The sequence below is a fragment of the Spirosoma lacussanchae genome (assembly GCF_005870035.1).
In the GTDB taxonomy this organism is placed as follows: domain Bacteria; phylum Bacteroidota; class Bacteroidia; order Cytophagales; family Spirosomataceae; genus Spirosoma; species Spirosoma lacussanchae.
In genome coordinates, this window is sequence record NZ_SWJG01000001.1 from 2,374,372 (window position 1) to 2,391,059 (window position 16,688).

Annotated in this window: 12 protein-coding genes; 5 read left to right on the plus strand and 7 right to left on the minus strand. The window is 50.7% G+C overall.

The genetic code is table 11. The features are described from left to right. Nucleotides 1-45: 45 nt before the first annotated feature. On the minus strand, nt 46-294 hold the full coding sequence (locus FBR45_RS09830) for a hypothetical protein (protein ID WP_138501572.1): 249 nt from the start codon (nt 292-294) through the stop codon (nt 46-48). A 41-nt stretch (nt 295-335) separates the two neighbouring features. On the opposite strand from FBR45_RS09830, the gene FBR45_RS09835 reads away from it, so the two are divergent. From FBR45_RS09835 to FBR45_RS09845, 3 genes are all read left to right on the plus strand, one after another. Further along, on the plus strand, nt 336-1,448 hold the full coding sequence (locus FBR45_RS09835) for a tetratricopeptide repeat protein (RefSeq protein WP_138501574.1): 1,113 nt from the start codon (nt 336-338) through the stop codon (nt 1,446-1,448). A gap of 320 nt (nt 1,449-1,768) precedes the next feature. Then, a complete protein-coding gene (gene gyrA / locus FBR45_RS09840) occupies nt 1,769-4,282 on the plus strand; it encodes a DNA gyrase subunit A (RefSeq protein WP_138501576.1) in 2,514 nt (837 codons plus the stop codon). A gap of 151 nt (nt 4,283-4,433) precedes the next feature. Next, nucleotides 4,434-5,894 carry a tetratricopeptide repeat protein gene (locus FBR45_RS09845; protein ID WP_138501578.1) on the plus strand — a complete coding sequence of 487 codons (1,461 nt, stop codon included), beginning with the start codon at nt 4,434-4,436 and terminating at the stop codon, nt 5,892-5,894. Between the two features lie 259 nt (nt 5,895-6,153). Here FBR45_RS09845 and FBR45_RS09850 read toward each other — a convergent pair whose 3' ends face one another. Further along, entirely contained in the window at nt 6,154-6,675 is a 522-nt protein-coding gene (locus FBR45_RS09850) for a helix-turn-helix transcriptional regulator (protein ID WP_138501580.1), read from the minus strand. Nucleotides 6,676-6,869: 194 nt separating this feature from the next. Further along, nucleotides 6,870-7,685, minus strand: coding sequence for a 2,3,4,5-tetrahydropyridine-2,6-dicarboxylate N-succinyltransferase (locus FBR45_RS09855; RefSeq protein WP_138501582.1), 816 nt, complete (start codon nt 7,683-7,685; stop codon nt 6,870-6,872). Nucleotides 7,686-8,680: 995 nt separating this feature from the next. On the opposite strand from FBR45_RS09855, the gene gap reads away from it, so the two are divergent. Next, nucleotides 8,681-9,673 carry a type I glyceraldehyde-3-phosphate dehydrogenase gene (gene gap, locus FBR45_RS09860; RefSeq protein WP_138501584.1) on the plus strand — a complete coding sequence of 331 codons (993 nt, stop codon included), beginning with the start codon at nt 8,681-8,683 and terminating at the stop codon, nt 9,671-9,673. 97 nt (nt 9,674-9,770) lie between these two features. On the opposite strand, the gene trmB is transcribed toward gap, so the two are convergent. The 3 genes from trmB to FBR45_RS09875 are packed head-to-tail and all read right to left on the minus strand — an operon-like array spanning nt 9,771 to nt 12,658. After that, a complete protein-coding gene (gene trmB / locus FBR45_RS09865) occupies nt 9,771-10,427 on the minus strand; it encodes a tRNA (guanosine(46)-N7)-methyltransferase TrmB (RefSeq protein ID WP_138501586.1) in 657 nt (218 codons plus the stop codon). Between the two features lie 2 nt (nt 10,428-10,429). After that, a complete protein-coding gene (locus tag FBR45_RS09870; protein ID WP_138501588.1) occupies nt 10,430-11,716 on the minus strand; it encodes a bifunctional folylpolyglutamate synthase/dihydrofolate synthase in 1,287 nt (428 codons plus the stop codon). Next, nucleotides 11,717-12,658 carry a hypothetical protein gene (locus FBR45_RS09875; RefSeq protein WP_138501590.1) on the minus strand — a complete coding sequence of 314 codons (942 nt, stop codon included), beginning with the start codon at nt 12,656-12,658 and terminating at the stop codon, nt 11,717-11,719. Between the two features lie 214 nt (nt 12,659-12,872). Here FBR45_RS09875 and menD point away from each other — a divergent pair, with 214 nt between their 5' ends. Further along, complete coding sequence (menD, locus tag FBR45_RS09880; protein WP_138501592.1) at nt 12,873-14,612, plus strand: 2-succinyl-5-enolpyruvyl-6-hydroxy-3-cyclohexene-1-carboxylic-acid synthase; 1,740 nt, start codon at nt 12,873-12,875, stop codon at nt 14,610-14,612. Nucleotides 14,613-14,622: 10 nt separating this feature from the next. Here menD and FBR45_RS09885 read toward each other — a convergent pair whose 3' ends face one another. Continuing rightward, complete coding sequence (locus tag FBR45_RS09885) at nt 14,623-16,668, minus strand: putative porin (RefSeq protein ID WP_138501594.1); 2,046 nt, start codon at nt 16,666-16,668, stop codon at nt 14,623-14,625. Nucleotides 16,669-16,688: the final 20 nt, after the last annotated feature.

A 16,688-nucleotide genomic window follows, 5' to 3' on the forward strand; every position in this document is an offset into this window, starting at 1 on the left:
TAGTGAGCATAGCGCTCGATCCGGACCGACTGGCTGATCATCAGCTTAAAACACCTCGTTTCGTTCGCCGGTAGCCTGCCAGTCGGTGTCCATATCAGCAAATCGTTGGGCAACCCGATTCAGAAAGTCCGTATCCAGCATCTGAAGCACATCGGTACTGTCGGTAACGTCCATTTCGCTTACCTTGTACGTTTGTTCGTAGGGCCCTGCCTCTATTTTGAGGATATATTTGCCATTCCAGGCGTAGAGGCCTATTCGAAACTGCGGGTGGGGAATGTCCTGGACGAAACGCATGTTGAGGGCTAATAAGCGTACTGTTTACGTAATACCAACCAATGACGACGCAAATCAGTTTACCAATCGGTTCATCAACTCAAAAAGGGCAGACGCCGAAGGAACAGATAGGACACCCGGCCCGGCTGCACTATTTACGATATACACTGTTCCTGCTCATACTAGCTGTCGGTTCTGGCTGCTCGGACAGTAACGCCGACGAAGCAGCTCAGTTTTTTCTGCGCGGAAACCTGCAACTCCAGAAGCGAGAATACCGGGAAGCCATACGCTATTATACAGAAGCGCTCGATAAAAAGCCCGATTTTGCCGACGCGTACAATAACAGAGGCCTGGCGAAATATCGGAACGGTGATCGGGAAGGGGCCCTGGCCGATTACAACCGCGCTATTGATACCGACCCTGACTTCGGCGCTACCTACCTGAACCGGGCTGAGGTGCGGCTCGAAACCGGCGATGCCGCCGGGAGTCTGGCCGATCTGCAACGGATCGAGCGGGAATACAAAGACTCTTCATTCTACCAGGTCCGACTTGCCGATAGTTACGTTCGACTCAACAAACCGGCCCCTGCCCAGGCCGCTTACGACCGGGCCGTACAACTCGATCCCAGAAATGCGGAAGCCCTCACCAACCGGGGTGCCCTGCTGTATAGCCAGAAAGCGTATGAACAGGCCGAATCGGATATTCGTCAGGCGCTGCTGCTCAACCCCAGGCAGGATGCCGCTTTGAATAACCTTAGTCTGTTACTGGCCCGGGCTGAGAACTACACCGATGCGCTGACGTACGTGGAGCGGGCACTGCTGGTGCAGCCTAACCAACCTTATTACCTGAACAATAAAGCCTATCTGCTGCTGATGCTGAACCGGGGTGAAGAGGCCCTGCCGCTCGTGCAGGAATCGCTGCGGCTGGATCCTGATAATGCCTGGGCTCACCGAACAACGGGTATTTACTTCCTGAATCGGCGGGAAGCAGTAAAAGCACTGGCGTCTTTTCGGCAGGCCGAGCGACTGGATGCATCGGTTGATGACCTGTATTATTACCTCGGTCGGGCCGAGCAGGCGAGTGGCAACCGGCAAGCGGCCTGCGAAGCGTGGCAGCGGGGGGAATCGGCCGGGGATTTGCGGGCGGGCGCGGAACGTAGAAAACAATGTATTTGATCTTTTTCGCACCAATTGGCTGGTCTTCAAACGGCTACGCAACAATACGGTCTCAGTCGGATGAACCAGCTGCGTTTATAGTTTCCAACGCTGTGTTTTCCTTGAAATAGAATTGTATTTGATCTGGAATAGGGGAGGGGACGTTGAGGGATTGATCAGGTATTTTACGTCGGGTTTGGATGGGGCTTTTACCGTCGTTTTGGGCCGTTTTACCGGTATTGTTTCCTTTTGATGCGAAAAATTTGTATATTTGTCTATACAGCGGCTCATGCGCAGGGTGTGGGCCGGAATAGTAATTTTCTGCGAAATATACTGAACACATGGCGGAAGAAAATCCCGACCTCGAATCACCCAGTAACATCATTCCCATTAACATTGAGGACGAAATGCGTGGTGCCTACATCGACTATTCGATGTCGGTTATCATTTCGCGTGCTCTGCCCGACGTTCGTGACGGTCTGAAACCGGTGCATCGCCGGGTTCTGTTTGGTATGGCGGAACTGGGAGTCAATTACAATAAGCCACACAAGAAATCGGCCCGTATCGTCGGAGAGGTACTTGGTAAGTACCACCCGCACGGTGACTCGTCGGTATACGATACCATGGTCCGGATGGCCCAGGACTGGTCGCTGCGGTATCCACTCGTCGATGGTCAGGGCAACTTCGGTTCTATCGACGGCGATTCGCCGGCCGCTATGCGGTATACGGAGGCTCGCCTGAAGCGAATTGCCGATGAGATCCTGTCGGATATATACAAAGAAACGGTCGATTTTCAGCCCAACTTCGACGATTCGCTGGAAGAGCCGAGCGTTATGCCGGCCAAACTACCAAACCTGCTGCTGAACGGTTCGTCAGGGATCGCTGTCGGGATGGCTACTAACATGGCTCCGCACAACCTGACCGAAGTGGTAGACGGAATTATTGCGTATCTGGACGATCAGGATATCTCGATCGAAGACCTGATGCAGCACGTCAAAGCCCCTGACTTCCCGACGGGAGCTACCATTTACGGCATGGAAGGGGTGAAGTCGGCTTATAAAACCGGCCGGGGCCGCGTAGTGATGCGGGCCAATGCCACGATTGAAGAGAATCGGGGCAAAACCCAGATCATCGTCTCCGATGTACCCTACATGGTCAATAAGGCGGTTATGCTCGAGAAAACCGCTGAGTTGATCAACGATAAAAAAATCGAGGGAATTAGTGCTTTCCGTGACGAGTCGGACCGGGATGGCCTTCGGGTGGTGTATGACCTGCGGAAAGATGCTATCCCCAACGTAGTACTCAACAACCTCTATAAACACACAGCCCTGCAGTCGTCGTTCAGCATCAACAACGTAGCCCTCGTAAAAGGACGGCCTATGTTGCTGAATCTGAAGGATATGATGCGGTATTATGTCGAACACCGTTTCGAGGTGGTAACCCGTCGGACTCAATACGAACTGCGTGAAGCCGAAAAACGGGCTCACATTCTGGAGGGCTTGCTGATTGCGCTCGACAACATCGACGCGGTGATTGACCTGATTCGTTCCTCGCGCGATCCCGAAATTGCCCGTACGAGTCTGATGGAGCGTTTCTCGCTGAGTGATGTGCAGGCGAAGGCTATTCTGGAAATGCGGTTGCAGCGGCTGACCGGTCTGGAGCGGGATAAGCTCCAGGCCGAGTACGATGAGCTGATGCAGGAGATTGCCGGTCTCAAAGAGATTCTGGCCAGTGAAGATCGCAAGCGTCAGGTTATCAAAGAAGAGCTGCTCGATATCCGGGCTCGTTATGGGGATCCTCGCCGTACCGAAATCAACCCGCTGGGCGACGGAAATATCAGCGACCTGTCCCTGATTGCCGATGATGACATGGTCATCACCATTTCGCACGAAGGGTACATCAAACGGACGCCAACGACCGAGTACCGCTCACAGAGCCGGGGAGGGGTGGGTGCCAAAGCCGCCGTGACCAAGGAAGAAGACTTTACCGAGCATCTCTTCACGGCCACGATGCACAATACCCTGCTGGCGTTTACCCAGAAAGGCAGACTGTACTGGCTACCGGTATACGAACTGCCCGAAGGATCGCGTACGTCGAAAGGACGGCCGCTGGCTAACTTTATCAATATCGAATCGGACGATAAGGTGCGCGCGGTAATCAACGTGACCGATTTGAAGAACGAGGACTATATCAATAATAATTACATTGTGATGTGTACGCGGCAGGGCACGATTAAAAAGACCATGCTCGAAGCGTACTCGCGGCCCCGCCAGAACGGTATCATCGCCATCACCATTGATGAGGACGATCAACTGATCGGTGTTTGTATGACCAATGGCGATAACGATATCGTAATTGCGTCAAGTGCTGGCAAAGCGGTTCGTTTCCACGAAAGCCGGGTACGGCCCATGGGACGTACGGCTACCGGTGTGCGTGGTATCTCGCTCGACGATGAGGATACGACCGATCACGTGGTGGGTATGGTCTGCATCGGTTCTACCGAGGCCCAGCTGCTGGTGGTTTCGGAGAAGGGCTACGGAAAGCGTTCCGAAATCGATGAGTACCGGATTACTAACCGGGGCGCGAAAGGAGTAGGCACCCTCAAGGTTACGGAGAAAGTAGGCCGACTGGTTGCGATCCTCGATGTAGCAGATAACGACGATTTGATGATCATCAACAAATCAGGTATCGCTATTCGTACTCCGGTGTCCGACATTAGTGTGATCGGTCGGAATACCCAGGGAGTGCGGCTGATCAGTCTGCGTGACGGCGATGCCATTTCGTCTGTAACCAAGATCAAGCAGGAAGAAGGCGAGGAGGAAGCGGCCGTACAGGTAGCGGAAGCCTCTGAATAATTGTATAATTTCCCGGTATAAGTTTGTTTGAGCCGCTGGTTCTGGTTGTAATCAATCAGGACCAGCGGCTCAAACAATTCCTGCCCGTCTATGCTTATACGGATTGATTCCGTAATTTCGTTTCTGAAACAAAAACAATCCCAATTAACACATGAAATCAATCTATTTCGTGCTGATGGTTTGCTTTCTCGCTTTTGGTACGCGGGTGCAGGCTCAGCAACAAGGACAGGGAGCTGCATCGGTACTCGATCAGGCTGCTATGGATGCCGTGAAGAAGGACAAGGAAAAGAGTGATAAAGATATCACGGATGCAAAAGCTTCGGCCAAGGCATCGACCTGGATGGACCGGGCCAAAACCTACCAGAGCATAGCCGGACAATACATTCGGTTAGATTCTATGGCAGCAACGAAAGCCCAAGAGGCATACACCAAGGTAGTTGAACTTGACAAGGACAAAAAAGGTGGTCCGGGTCGTCTGGCTAAAGAAGCCCAGGAGGCTATGAAGAGTCAGGCTATGTATGGCGCTTTCATGCAGCAGGGGGTAGCTAAGTTTCAGAACAAGAATTATGCTGAAGCGATGAAGTCGATGATTATTGCCGGAGAAATCACGCCAACCGACACGCTGGCTCCGCTCTACACGGCTATTGCTGCTCAGCAGATCAAAGACAATGCTACTGCCAAAACGCAGTTGGAAAAATACATGACCGCCGGCGGTAAGGATGCTACCATCTACGGCTCGCTGGCCATGCTGTACCGCGCCGATAACGAGATTGACAAAGCACTGGCTACCTTGGATAAAGGTATTGCTATGGCGCCTACCAACAAGGATCTGTCCAATGAACGGATCAACATTATGTTGGCGACTAACCGGATCGACGAAGCTATTGAAGGCTACAAGCAACTGGTACAGCGGGAGCCAAACAACGCGCAGAATATCGCTAACCTGGGTATTCTGTACGACAATGCAGCTAACGGGATGCAGACCGAAATCCGTAAACTGTCGGAAGAGACCAAAAAAGGGGGCGACATTTCGAAGAAACTGGCAGCCCAGAAAGACGCACTGGACGCAATCAATGGTGAGATTACCCGGCTTACGGCTAAGGTAAAGAAAGAGCCCAAAAATGCCGATGCCAAGCGTCAGCTAGCCGACGTAACCAAGCGTCAGGCTGATACGAAAGCCGCTCTGGCGCAATTGGAAACGCAGGCTAAAGAAGAGGCTGCTAAAAGCTCAAGCACCGCCGGTAACGAAGCGAAGCTGGCCGACCTGATGAAGAAGAATGCCGATCAGCGGGCATTGGCAAAAGAGAGCTACATGAAAGCACTCGCCATCGATCCGGCTAACTACGATGCCAACTTCAACTTAGGTGTGGCTTATTTCAACGACGGGGTTGAAATGAAGAAAGCCGTTGATGGTATGGACATGGCTGAGTACAACAAGCGTGGTAAAGAAGTTGATGGCCGAGTTTGTGGTAAATTCAAGCAGGCTCTTCCATATTTCCAGAAAGCCAAAAGCGTGAAGGAAGAAGCCGATCTGGTTGAAAACCTGACCAACTTGGAGAATATCCTGAAACAGTACGAAGAGCGTAAGATCGTTTGCGTAGAAAGTAAATAAGCTGGAATAGGTAAGGGCTGGTTAATCACCAGCCCTTATTAAGTGATTCTTACTTAACATAATATAAATTATACAACAAAATAATAGGCTGTAATCCACAGCCTATCCACAAGTTATCCACGTGGAACGTTAATGTACTGCTTTACAAAGACTTAAGATTTTTTAAGTCAAAAATGCCCCTGAAAGCTAATGGAGGCCGTTTTTGAGATTCTAATAAAGGGTTACTACAAGCCGAAGCGGAAGAATACATTAGAATACATTAAGCAGGCATGTATTCCCGAAATGACCCATCGCTGTAAAAAATCAAAATTCGTTCTACTTTCTTTACCGCAGTGCCAACCGTAGAATCGGTTGAATCAGCAACCGGATCTGTACTAGAAATGTCTGGCGGTGCTGCGGCAATCTCGTGACGTTGAGAACGGATTGGTCCTGATGAAGCCACACGTGGTGGAGATGAATAAACCGGGCCTGAGTTATTCTGTCGGGATTCGAACCGGTTGTCGGCTGATGAGGCTAAGACAGGTTGTGGATTCAAATACCGGGATGTCGAGGGTGACTGGGTCTGATTTGGTGCAGATTGGTTGTCTTCCTCCATAATCCATTCGTATCCCAGTTCAGGAAAGCGACGAATTATTTTCTGAATAATATCAAAACTTGGTCTGTTCCGGCCCGATAGAATATGGGATATGCTTGATCGCTGCACGCCAATTTCGTCAGCAAAATAAGATGGCGTAAAGTTACGCTCGATCAGAATCTGTTTAATCTTGTCATTTATGTTCATAGTGTCAACACGGAAGTCGATATGTTACAAACATAAATAAATTAGCTATAAATGTAAAGCGAATTGATCAATTTACAGTTAATGCACACTTGTAATGTCTTTATGTAAATCGATCAATGCGTTGTTTTTTGTGAATTTCTGAGCTAATTACAAATGTGTACTGCCTGTGATAATATCAGGATTCTCGTCATCAACTAGACACTAACATTATTTTCCCGGAGCGCTTCGTTCAGGGACGTCTTCAGATCAGTAGACGGCTTCCGCTGGCCAATAATCATGGCACAGGGAACGTAAAACTCCCCTGCCGGAAAACGTTTAGCAAAGCTCCCTGGAATAACTACTGAATTAGCTGGGACAAAACCTGTGTACTCAACAGGCTCGTTGCCCGTAACGTCAATAATTTTAGAGGAGCCGGTGATCGTGACGCCAGCACCTAGAACAGCTCGTTTACCGATGTGAGCGCCTTCGACAACAATGCACCGGGAACCGATAAAGGCACCATCTTCTACAATGACGGGAGCGGCCTGCGGTGGTTCGAGTACACCGCCTATTCCTACTCCACCGCTAAGGTGAACGTCCTTGCCAATCTGAGCACAGCTTCCAACAGTAGCCCAGGTATCAACCATAGTCCGTTCATCCACGTAGGCACCAATATTAACATAGGAAGGCATGAGAATAACTCCGGGAGCCTGGTAAGAACCATAACGGGCAACTGCCGGTGGTACCACGCGAACCTGGCGCTCGCTGTAGTCAGATTTTAGAGGGATTTTGTCATGAAATGAAAAAATCCCGACTTCCTCGGGTTTCATAGACTGGCTGACAAAATAGAGTAGTATGGCTTTTTTTACCCATTCGTTGACCACCCACCCCCCTTCTTCTGTGGATGACGGTTCGGCTACGCGGAGCTCTCCCCTATCTAATTGGGCAATTACACTGCGGATGCTTACTAGTGATTCTGGTTGAGCCAACAACGTCCGATCGGCCCAGATTTCTTCGACTAATTGCTTCATTAATTTAAAGTAAAGGTTCACTAAACAGATTATAACTTGCTGAATATTAAGGTTGACTAGTTTGAAGACAAATAATATTCTGTGAGCTATTTATATTATAGTTTTATCTTTTTTTCTTTATCCAAATGTAAGGCCCAGAACCTTATATCTGAAACATACGCCACTAATTTTTTGAAAACGATCTGTGCCGCGATGAGGAATAACATCCACGAGAATCTAAGCCACAACTTGTTAGTGCAAAGTCAATGCCATAGGTTATTTCTTGCTTATTTAAAGGAGAGCAAGATCTCTGTTAAACATATACCTATGTTCTCGGCTAATTCATCTGGGTATATATAATAGAATTAGCTTACCGATACATTAGCTGTCGCAAAATATCAATATGACTGAAAACGATGTTTTGTAGTTGAGACTATACCGAAGTCAATGCAATACTTAATCATCAGGGACAAGTAACAGCAATGAGCTGATGACTCGTATTGCAGTATTAGCTTTGAAATACCATCATGAGATTAGTGGTTCAAATAATGTCCGTTAGCGAGCAAGCTACGTAGTTGAGAAGCTAATCAATGTGATATTTTCTTTTACGAGAATTGGTTAAGGCTAAGTGTTAATGGCCTTGTAAAGTGGGATATTCTACCCCTACTATTCTATGACTTGTTCTATCTACTAATAATAACCCAAAAGCTATTTAGTAACACAGGTAATAACACAGCCTAGTATTAGTAATTAATAAAACAAAATTTTAGCTATTTTTAGTATTATAATAGTATTTTCCTAAAATTTATAGTAAAAAGGCACTATTTTGCCATAGATTCTTAGCAATTATATGACAACCTACTAATATTATGCTAAAATACTTAGTTTGCTAAAAAATATGGTTTGATTTTACTAATAACGTTTATTTAGTATTTACCTGCCCTATCTTGCCATAAACTCGATGATTTTTTATTTAATCAGTATATTTGACCCCGAAAACTAACATCTATCAGTTCATGGAAAAAATACGCGTAGCCATTAATGGCTTTGGTAGAATCGGTCGTTTATCCTTTCGGCGGTTGATCGAGAAAGATAACATAGAAGTAGTAGCCATAAATGACCTTACAGATAATGCTACACTGGCTCATCTTCTAAAATACGACTCGGTTCATGGCCGTTTTTTAGGCGACATATCATCAGACAGCGAAAGCATAACTGTAAACGGTAAACGAATCAATGCCTACGCCGAACGTGATCCTAAAAATCTTCCCTGGAAGCAACTGGAGATTGACGTAGTTCTGGAATCAACAGGACGCTTTGTTGATGAAGCCGGCGCGGGCATGCACTTGCAGGCTGGTTGCAAAAAAGTAATCATTTCAGCGCCCGCTAAAGGAAATATTCCAACTGTAGTATTAGGCGTAAACGACGATACACTGACGGGAGACGAAACCATTATCTCAAACGCTTCGTGTACGACGAACTGCCTGGCCCCAATGGCTAAGGTACTGGACGACGTATTTGGAATCGAGAAAGGTTATATGACAACGATCCATGCCTACACAGCGGATCAAAACCTACAGGATGCTCCCCATTCTGATCTACGCCGGGCCCGGGCTGCCGCTCTGTCAATCGTACCAACCTCTACTGGTGCTGCCAAAGCAGTGGGTCTGGTATTACCTCAACTAAAAGGTAAACTGGATGGCAACGCCATGCGGGTGCCCACGCCAGATGGTTCGTTGACTGACCTGACGGTCATCCTGAAAAAAGAAGCGTCGGTTGAAGAGATTAATAATGCGTTGAAGGCGGCTTCGGAAGGCGCGCTACAAGGAATCCTTGAGTATTCGACTGATGAAATTGTATCGATCGATATCATTGGCAATCCGCACTCGTGCATATTCGATTCAAAATTGACGACCGTAAACGGTACACTGGCTAAGGTAGTAGGCTGGTATGACAACGAATTCGGTTACTCGAGCCGGGTGGCGGATCTGATCGCAAAGTTGTTCTAAGCTAACAATTGTAAATATTAAATCTCACATTGTTAAACTGTCAATCGTTTAACAATGTGAGATTTTTCTTTGTGAATACTATCGATATATATGTAAATTATACTTTTTTACATTGTAAATAATTAATTGTAAATCCTTTATCAAAAAACAATTGCTCGTATTTCGTCTTAATATTCATGTGAATAGCATTCAAAGCTGACTCGTAGAGATCTGTTGTATATTGTAAATCAGCGAATCCATTCTGACCAATGACCTCCAGGCTATACGCAAATAGCTCGGGATTATCGGTTTTGAGGTGTAACGTCCCCTCCTGAACTAGTATAGTCTTGTATAAGTCCAGAAATCGCGGATGGGTTAACCGATGCTTTTCCTGCTTGGGCCGTGGTTGCGGGTCGGGGAATGTGATCCAGATCTCGTTAACCTCACCCGCAGAAAAGAACTCAAGCAGAAAGTTTATATCGGTACGGAGGAAAGCTACATTTTGTAAATTCAGCCCCAGAGCAGCTTGTGAACCACGCGCTATTCTGTCTCCTTTGATATCTACACCAATAAAGTTCATGGCCGGGTAAGCCTGTGCCAGTCCAACCGTGTACTCGCCTTTCCCACAGGCTAACTCCAGAACAATCGGATTATTATTGTTAAAATAGCCGCTACGCCAGTTGCCTTTAATTGTTTTGTACAGCGGTTTACCAACTTCAATGACGTTTTGACTTTCTGCGTTTTGCAGAAAGCGGTGTTGCTTACGACGAGTCACGGTTATAAATCGATTAATTCAGCAACGACATAATTGCTGCCTGTGATAAGAATAACATCATTGGCCTGGGCATCCAGCCGGGCTGCATCCAGCGCAATGTTTACATCTGAATATACCTCACCAAACCGGGCTACCTCTGCCGCTTCGGCCTGAAGAAGTATGGCAGGTAGAGAACGGGGAGACGATGCCTGACAAAAATAATAGATAGCCGACGAGGGCAGGGTTAGCAGTAAAGACGATGCCGCTTTATCAGCTACCACCCCCATCACAATCCGTAAGTTGTCGAACGACAGGGACGAAACGGTCTCCATCAATGCCTCCAGCCCCGGTTTGTTATGAGCCGTATCGACAAAGACACGGGGCTCTTCACTGAGCAACTGAAACCGTCCCTTCAGCCCGGTCAAGGTAACAACCTCCCGTACCCCCCGCTGAAGCGCTTCTGTACTGACGGGCCAGACAGATTGCAACGTATCGACCGTTGCCAAAACCGCTGCCAGGTTGTGACGCTGGTAACCGCCTGTCAGCCCGAGTTCAAACCGGCTATCGGATTCGCCATCCTGACTGACCAGCACCTGGCGGAAACCCGTAAACAGTCCCTGGTCCTGAACCCGGACTTGTTGATCCGCGAACGTAATAGGGGCCGCTTCCTGGGTGGCTTTGGACCTGAAGACCGGTTCGGTCTCAGGATGGGTCTCACCAATGATGACCGGAATACCAGTCTTGATGATGCCGGCCTTTTCGGCTGCAATAGCAGGCAGGGTATCCCCCAGAATGTCCATATGGTCGAACCCGATGTTCGTGATCACCGATGCGGCCGGGGTAATGACATTGGTAGAATCCAGCCGACCACCCAGCCCCACTTCAATCACCGCCACATCAACCTCCTGGTACGCAAAATACAGAAAAGCCAGAGCCACCGTAACTTCGAAGAAAGACGGCTCTACCGATTCGATCAGGGCTTGCTGGCTCGTGACAAAGTCCGCTACATCCTCTTCGTCGATGGGCTGACCATTGATCCGAATCCGTTCGGTGAACGAGCGAAGATGGGGCGACGTATACAAACCCACCCGGTAGCCGGCAGCCTGGTACACGGCTGCCAGCATATGTGCAGTACTACCCTTCCCGTTGGTACCGCCCACGTGGATACTTTTGAATTTATGCTGTGGATTGCCCAGAGCCGCACAAAGCCGCAGGGTATTGGTAAGACCGGGTTTAATTGCTTTGGGGCCGATCCGGTGATAAACAGGGAGCCGACTGTAGAGGTAGTCGAGTGCTTCCGAATACTGCATTTACTTGGAGGTAATGATAAAGGTAATGGTACCGGTGGCTGTTGGGGGGGTAGCACCACCTTTTGGTCGGAGTCTGAGCCGCTGTACTGCTTTCCGATACACATCAACCACCGACGGACTCACCGTAGTCTGTAGCGTACGGACGTTGATAATATCCCCTCCGCTATCGACTTTGATCTGGAAAATAATTTTACCGGTTTCATCAGAATCGTCGTTCACGCTGGGGCGCGAAGCCAGTGACCAGCCGGATACATCGAATGCGACCCCGGACGAGGCTCCGCCGGGGGTACCATAAAATTCTTTGGCGTCGATTTTACCGTTGGGATTCCCTTTATCCCCGACTCCACTCGCGTCATCTCCGTTGCTGTTCCCGCCGGTGCCGGATGCTTTCCCCACGGTACCGTTGGACCCACCGCCCCCCGATGATTTTTTGAATAAAGCATCGTTGTTGACGGTCTCTACCTTGCGCGCAGGCGCGGGCGGGGCCGGCCGTTCTACCGGAGCGGTGGGCCGGGGCGCTTCGGCCCGCTTCGGTTCCGGACGCTCGGGGGTTGTTACGGGGCTTTCGGCCTTGCTGGCAATGATGGGTTTCTCGGTAGCTACTTTGGCCGGTTTGACATCCTCTATTTTCGGACTTGGGGTAACCCGCGTACGCTCAACCCGGGGCGTGGTATTCACCTTGGGGTTCGGCTTATTTTCCGACGGTTTTACGTCTACCGGATTCGGCGAGTCAGAGGCTTTATTGTAGGTCTGTATCTTTCCACTCCCGCGGGCATCGGTTCCGAAGTTCACCTCCACAAACTGGATAGGTGGCGGGTTAGGCACCGTCTGAGACAGGCTCACGAGAAACAGGACCACCAGCAACAGTACGTTGATGACCAAGGCACCGGCAAACGACTTCAGCCGGATTTCATTTTCGTTATCGTAGGTAAGGCGGCTCATACGGCACAGACTAAAATACGGTAGAATAACGCTGATTCGACCGGCTTCGTTTATTTATCAAAATAAGGGACCGGAATCTTTTTACGCTTTTGTTGACAAAGTAACGGAAATTCAGCGATACGGCTGGGACATCTGCCGGGGCTGATTGGTTTAGACAGTATGTTTGCAGACTGGCTTTCCAGTTACTTTTCCCATTTTCTGTCTGTTTTTACCCATGCCCATTCTCCAGCCCATTGTTAACATGGCGGAACTCCTCCACCAGAAAGGCATCACCGACGTCCTGGTTTCGCCGGGTTCCCGATCGGCTCCCCTGACGCTGGCCGTTGCCCGACACCCGGCCCTTCGGGTACGGGTCATGGCCGATGAACGGGCCGCGGGGTTTGTGGCACTGGGCATAGCGCAGCAAACGGGCCGACCGGTGGCGGTGATCTGTACGTCAGGGAGCGCGGTGTATAATCTGGCTCCGGCAGTGGTAGAAGCATTTTTCCAGCAAATACCCCTCCTGCTGCTTACCGCCGACCGCCCCCACGAATGGCTTCACCAGCAGGATGGACAAACAATTCACCAAACGGGCCTCTTCGGTCATCATGTGAAGCGGAGTTATGATCTGCCCGCCGACTACACCCATGCTGACAGCCGCTGGTTCATTGAGCGGTCGGTCAACGAAGCTATTGACCTCGCCCAGTTTTCACCGGCCGGACCGGTCCATATTAATGTCCCGCTGCGCGAACCTTTTTACCCCACGGCCGGGGAGTCATTTACCGCTGGTCCCGTTCGAACCATCGATACCGTCCGGGCAGAACCCGGTTTACCCACCGAGAGCTGGCACCGGTTATTGCAGGAATGGGATCGTCATGAGCGGATTCTGATAGCGGTTGGCCAGTTGCCACCCAATCCGGCCCTTCGGCATATACTGGCCAAGGTCAGCGAGGAATTCGGCGTACCGGTTGTGGGGGAGCTAATCAGTAACCTGGCCGACAATGGTCTGTTCATTACCCATACGGATACACTACTGGCGAATCTGAGCGAGTCGGTAGCGGAAAGCCTGCGACCCGACCTGCTGATCACAATCGGCAACTCATTCCTGACCCGAAACCTAAAGACATTCTTTCGGCGTTACCCAGCCCGTCATCACTGGCACATCGACCCGGTGCTTGATCGAATCAACGACTCGTTTCAGAGTTTGACCACGCGGGTGCAGGCTTCCCCCCTTGCGTTCTTCGAAAAGCTGTTCAGTGATCTCGATTACCAGCGGTTTTTGCAGGGCGACGATGACGACGAGTCGACAACGTTCTTACAGACCTGGCAGGCGGCCGATCGACGAGCGGCTCAGCTGGTTTTCCGTTCCCTCCGTCAGCCCGAGAATACGCTAACCGACTGGCAGGCCACCCAGCACGTGCTGGCGAACCTGCCCGAGGGGTCTGTCCTGCACCTGGCGAATAGCATGCCCGTCAGGTACGCTAACCTTTGCGGCCTTAGCGAACAGCAACAGATAGACGTATGGGCCAACCGGGGCGTAAGCGGTATCGATGGCTGCCTCAGCACGGCCGTGGGGGCAGCCCTGGCTACGGATAAACTGGTTACTCTGCTGATTGGTGATGTCGCTTTCTTCTACGACCGGAACGGATTATGGTCAGCCCTCGTACCACCCAACTTACGCATAGTACTCCTGAACAACGACGCCGGGCATATTTTCCGGATCATCGATGGACCCGGTCAGCAACCCGAACTGGAAACTTATTTTGAAACACCCCACGGCTACACCGCCCGTCGTACCGCCGAAGATGCGGGGGTGACCTACCAGATCTGCCGGACGGCGGCCGAACTCACCTCGCTCCTGCCCGACTTCTTTCAGCCGGGCACGCAGGCTAAGCTGCTGGAAATCCCAACCGATAAACGGGTGAACCAGCAGCAGTTCGAGACCTACCGGGCCGCCCTTCGCCAGGCTGACTAAAGGGCCACGGCTAGTCGAACAGGTACCAATCGACACCGAATGCAAAACCCCGGCGCATCTGCAAAAAGTCGGGGGCCACAAAATACCCGTCTCCCTGCAGCAATCTCTGGTTGGCATGGGTGAGCTTGATGAACAAGCGGGTTCGGTTTACCCGCAAATTGGCATATACATCGGCCAGCAGGTACCCTTCTACCCGCTGCCGGTTCTGCAGATAAAACTGCTGGGTAACCGGCATATACGCATCGGCGAAGTAAGCCGACTTATAATGCAGGTCGATACCGGTCTGAATGTAGAGCACTTTGGCGTACAGAAATTCGTACTGAAGCCGCGCGTTCAGGAATACCGGAGGTGTCCGCAGAATATCGGATCGGGATTGTACCGTATAATAAGCCTGCCCTGACGTCAGGAACTTACCGACCTGCAGCGAGTAACCCAGCCCCGTCCGTAACACACTGAACGAGCCGCTGGCCTGCCGGGCTATCCCCTCGGTATCGAAGTAGATGTAGTTACTCAACAGCATATAATCGAGGCCCGGTTGCAGGCGGAGCTTTTTGTACTGCAGGTTCAGCTGTCCGTAAGCGTGGTTGTAGCCCCGGAGCCTGAAGTTATTCCGCCAGAAATAAACCGGGCTTTGAAAGCGCTCCTGCAACAGGGTTGGCTGAACGAGCATGGCCGTATACCCACCCGTGAGCAATCGACTCTCAAATTGCCCCTGAAGCCGGAAACCGCCCCCGACCTGGTATTCAGCTTCTGCCGTTAGCCGGGATAAACTGTCAGGGAAATAATAGCCCAGCCAGCCTCCCAGGAAGGTTTCGACCCGGCGGGTTTCGTATTCGTTGTAAGCCGTCTCGGCGGTGTTATATCGGGTATACTGGCCATAAATACGGCTACGCAGGTAGGCCCGGTAGTTAAACGACGACTCGCCCAACTGGTAAACGCCTTTCAGCCCCACCTGATTCTCCAGCTGACGAAACCGCGCATCCTGCTCGATCCGGGTCGTATCGCCCAGGTTCACCAGATTTGGGTTGTTCAGTCCGGTCGGGTAAAAGCCCGGCAGGGTCCCGATGGGGGTATCGATCGGGGTTTGGTTCTGCAGGACGGCATCGTCCTGGAAGTAGTTTTTCTGCCGCCGGTAATCCAGCCGATGATACAACTGAAACCCCTGGTCCAGTACAAACTGCTGGTAGATGTGCCAGTCATTACGAATCTCACGCCCGAATACCGACGTCAATCGGGGGTCGCCGTCGTAATTGATTAGATTGACAGCGGTGCTGCCATCACTGGTGAGCGTTTCGCCGGGCAACACCCCGCCCTGCTCGGCCAGTTCATGGTTCATGTTGATGAAATGCAGCAGCAGCGTGTATTTATCGTTCGATGAGGTATAGTTGGTATGGCCCAGAAACCCCCAGTTCTGAGCCAGCAACCGATCCGACGAGTTGCTTGAGTTGAGTATCCCCCCAAACTGTTTCTGCGACGTGAACCGCTGTACCGCGAAACCGGCGTTGAGCCGGGGGTTGATGTTCTGGGTAAAATCGAACCGCAGGATATTCTGGTTACGCCCACCCAGCGCCAGGTACATATCCGAGAATGGCGACTTGGTGTTGAAATATTTGACGGCCATCGTCTGGTAAGCGTAGGGCGCAAAAACCGAATACCCGGTCTGCGCACCCAGCTGCGCCGGTAGGGTTACAAAAACCGGCCGCATGGGCGTACCCAGGTTACCCAGGTCCTGGTAGAGATTCTGGTTGCGCTGAACGTACAAAAAGCGGTGTACGTCATCCATGGTCGTGTCGACGGTGTACAGTTTTTTTCGGTTGTTCAGGATGTCGTCTTCCAGCCGGTAACGGGTCGACTTGGGTCCATAAATGACCTTGGTCGAGTCATCGATCCCGCTGGCCGAGGAGCCGGAGCCGGAGGTAAACGAGCCGGGGCGTCCGGTTTGTCCGCCGAAGCCGCCAAAACTGCCGGGGAGCTGCCCCCCCCCCGGAAACTGCTGCGCCCGGCTCAACACCGGTATCGACAAAGCGAGGCATAAAAGAAAAACACGTTGATTCATTCGCTCAAAAATACGCCAAA

Coding starts and splice junctions, on each gene's coding strand:
- menD (WP_138501592.1), top strand. CDS start 12,873: ATGCCCATTCTCCAGCCCATTGTTAACATGGCGGAACTCCTCCACCAG.
- FBR45_RS09870 (WP_138501588.1), bottom strand. CDS start 11,716: ATGCAGTATTCGGAAGCACTCGACTACCTCTACAGTCGGCTCCCTGTT.
- FBR45_RS09850 (WP_138501580.1), bottom strand. CDS start 6,675: ATGAACATAAATGACAAGATTAAACAGATTCTGATCGAGCGTAACTTT.
- FBR45_RS09875 (WP_138501590.1), bottom strand. CDS start 12,658: ATGAGCCGCCTTACCTACGATAACGAAAATGAAATCCGGCTGAAGTCG.
- FBR45_RS09855 (WP_138501582.1), bottom strand. CDS start 7,685: ATGAAGCAATTAGTCGAAGAAATCTGGGCCGATCGGACGTTGTTGGCT.
- FBR45_RS09885 (WP_138501594.1), bottom strand. CDS start 16,668: ATGAATCAACGTGTTTTTCTTTTATGCCTCGCTTTGTCGATACCGGTG.
- FBR45_RS09835 (WP_138501574.1), top strand. CDS start 336: ATGACGACGCAAATCAGTTTACCAATCGGTTCATCAACTCAAAAAGGG.
- FBR45_RS09830 (WP_138501572.1), bottom strand. CDS start 294: ATGCGTTTCGTCCAGGACATTCCCCACCCGCAGTTTCGAATAGGCCTC.
- gyrA (WP_138501576.1), top strand. CDS start 1,769: ATGGCGGAAGAAAATCCCGACCTCGAATCACCCAGTAACATCATTCCC.
- FBR45_RS09845 (WP_138501578.1), top strand. CDS start 4,434: ATGAAATCAATCTATTTCGTGCTGATGGTTTGCTTTCTCGCTTTTGGT.
- gap (WP_138501584.1), top strand. CDS start 8,681: ATGGAAAAAATACGCGTAGCCATTAATGGCTTTGGTAGAATCGGTCGT.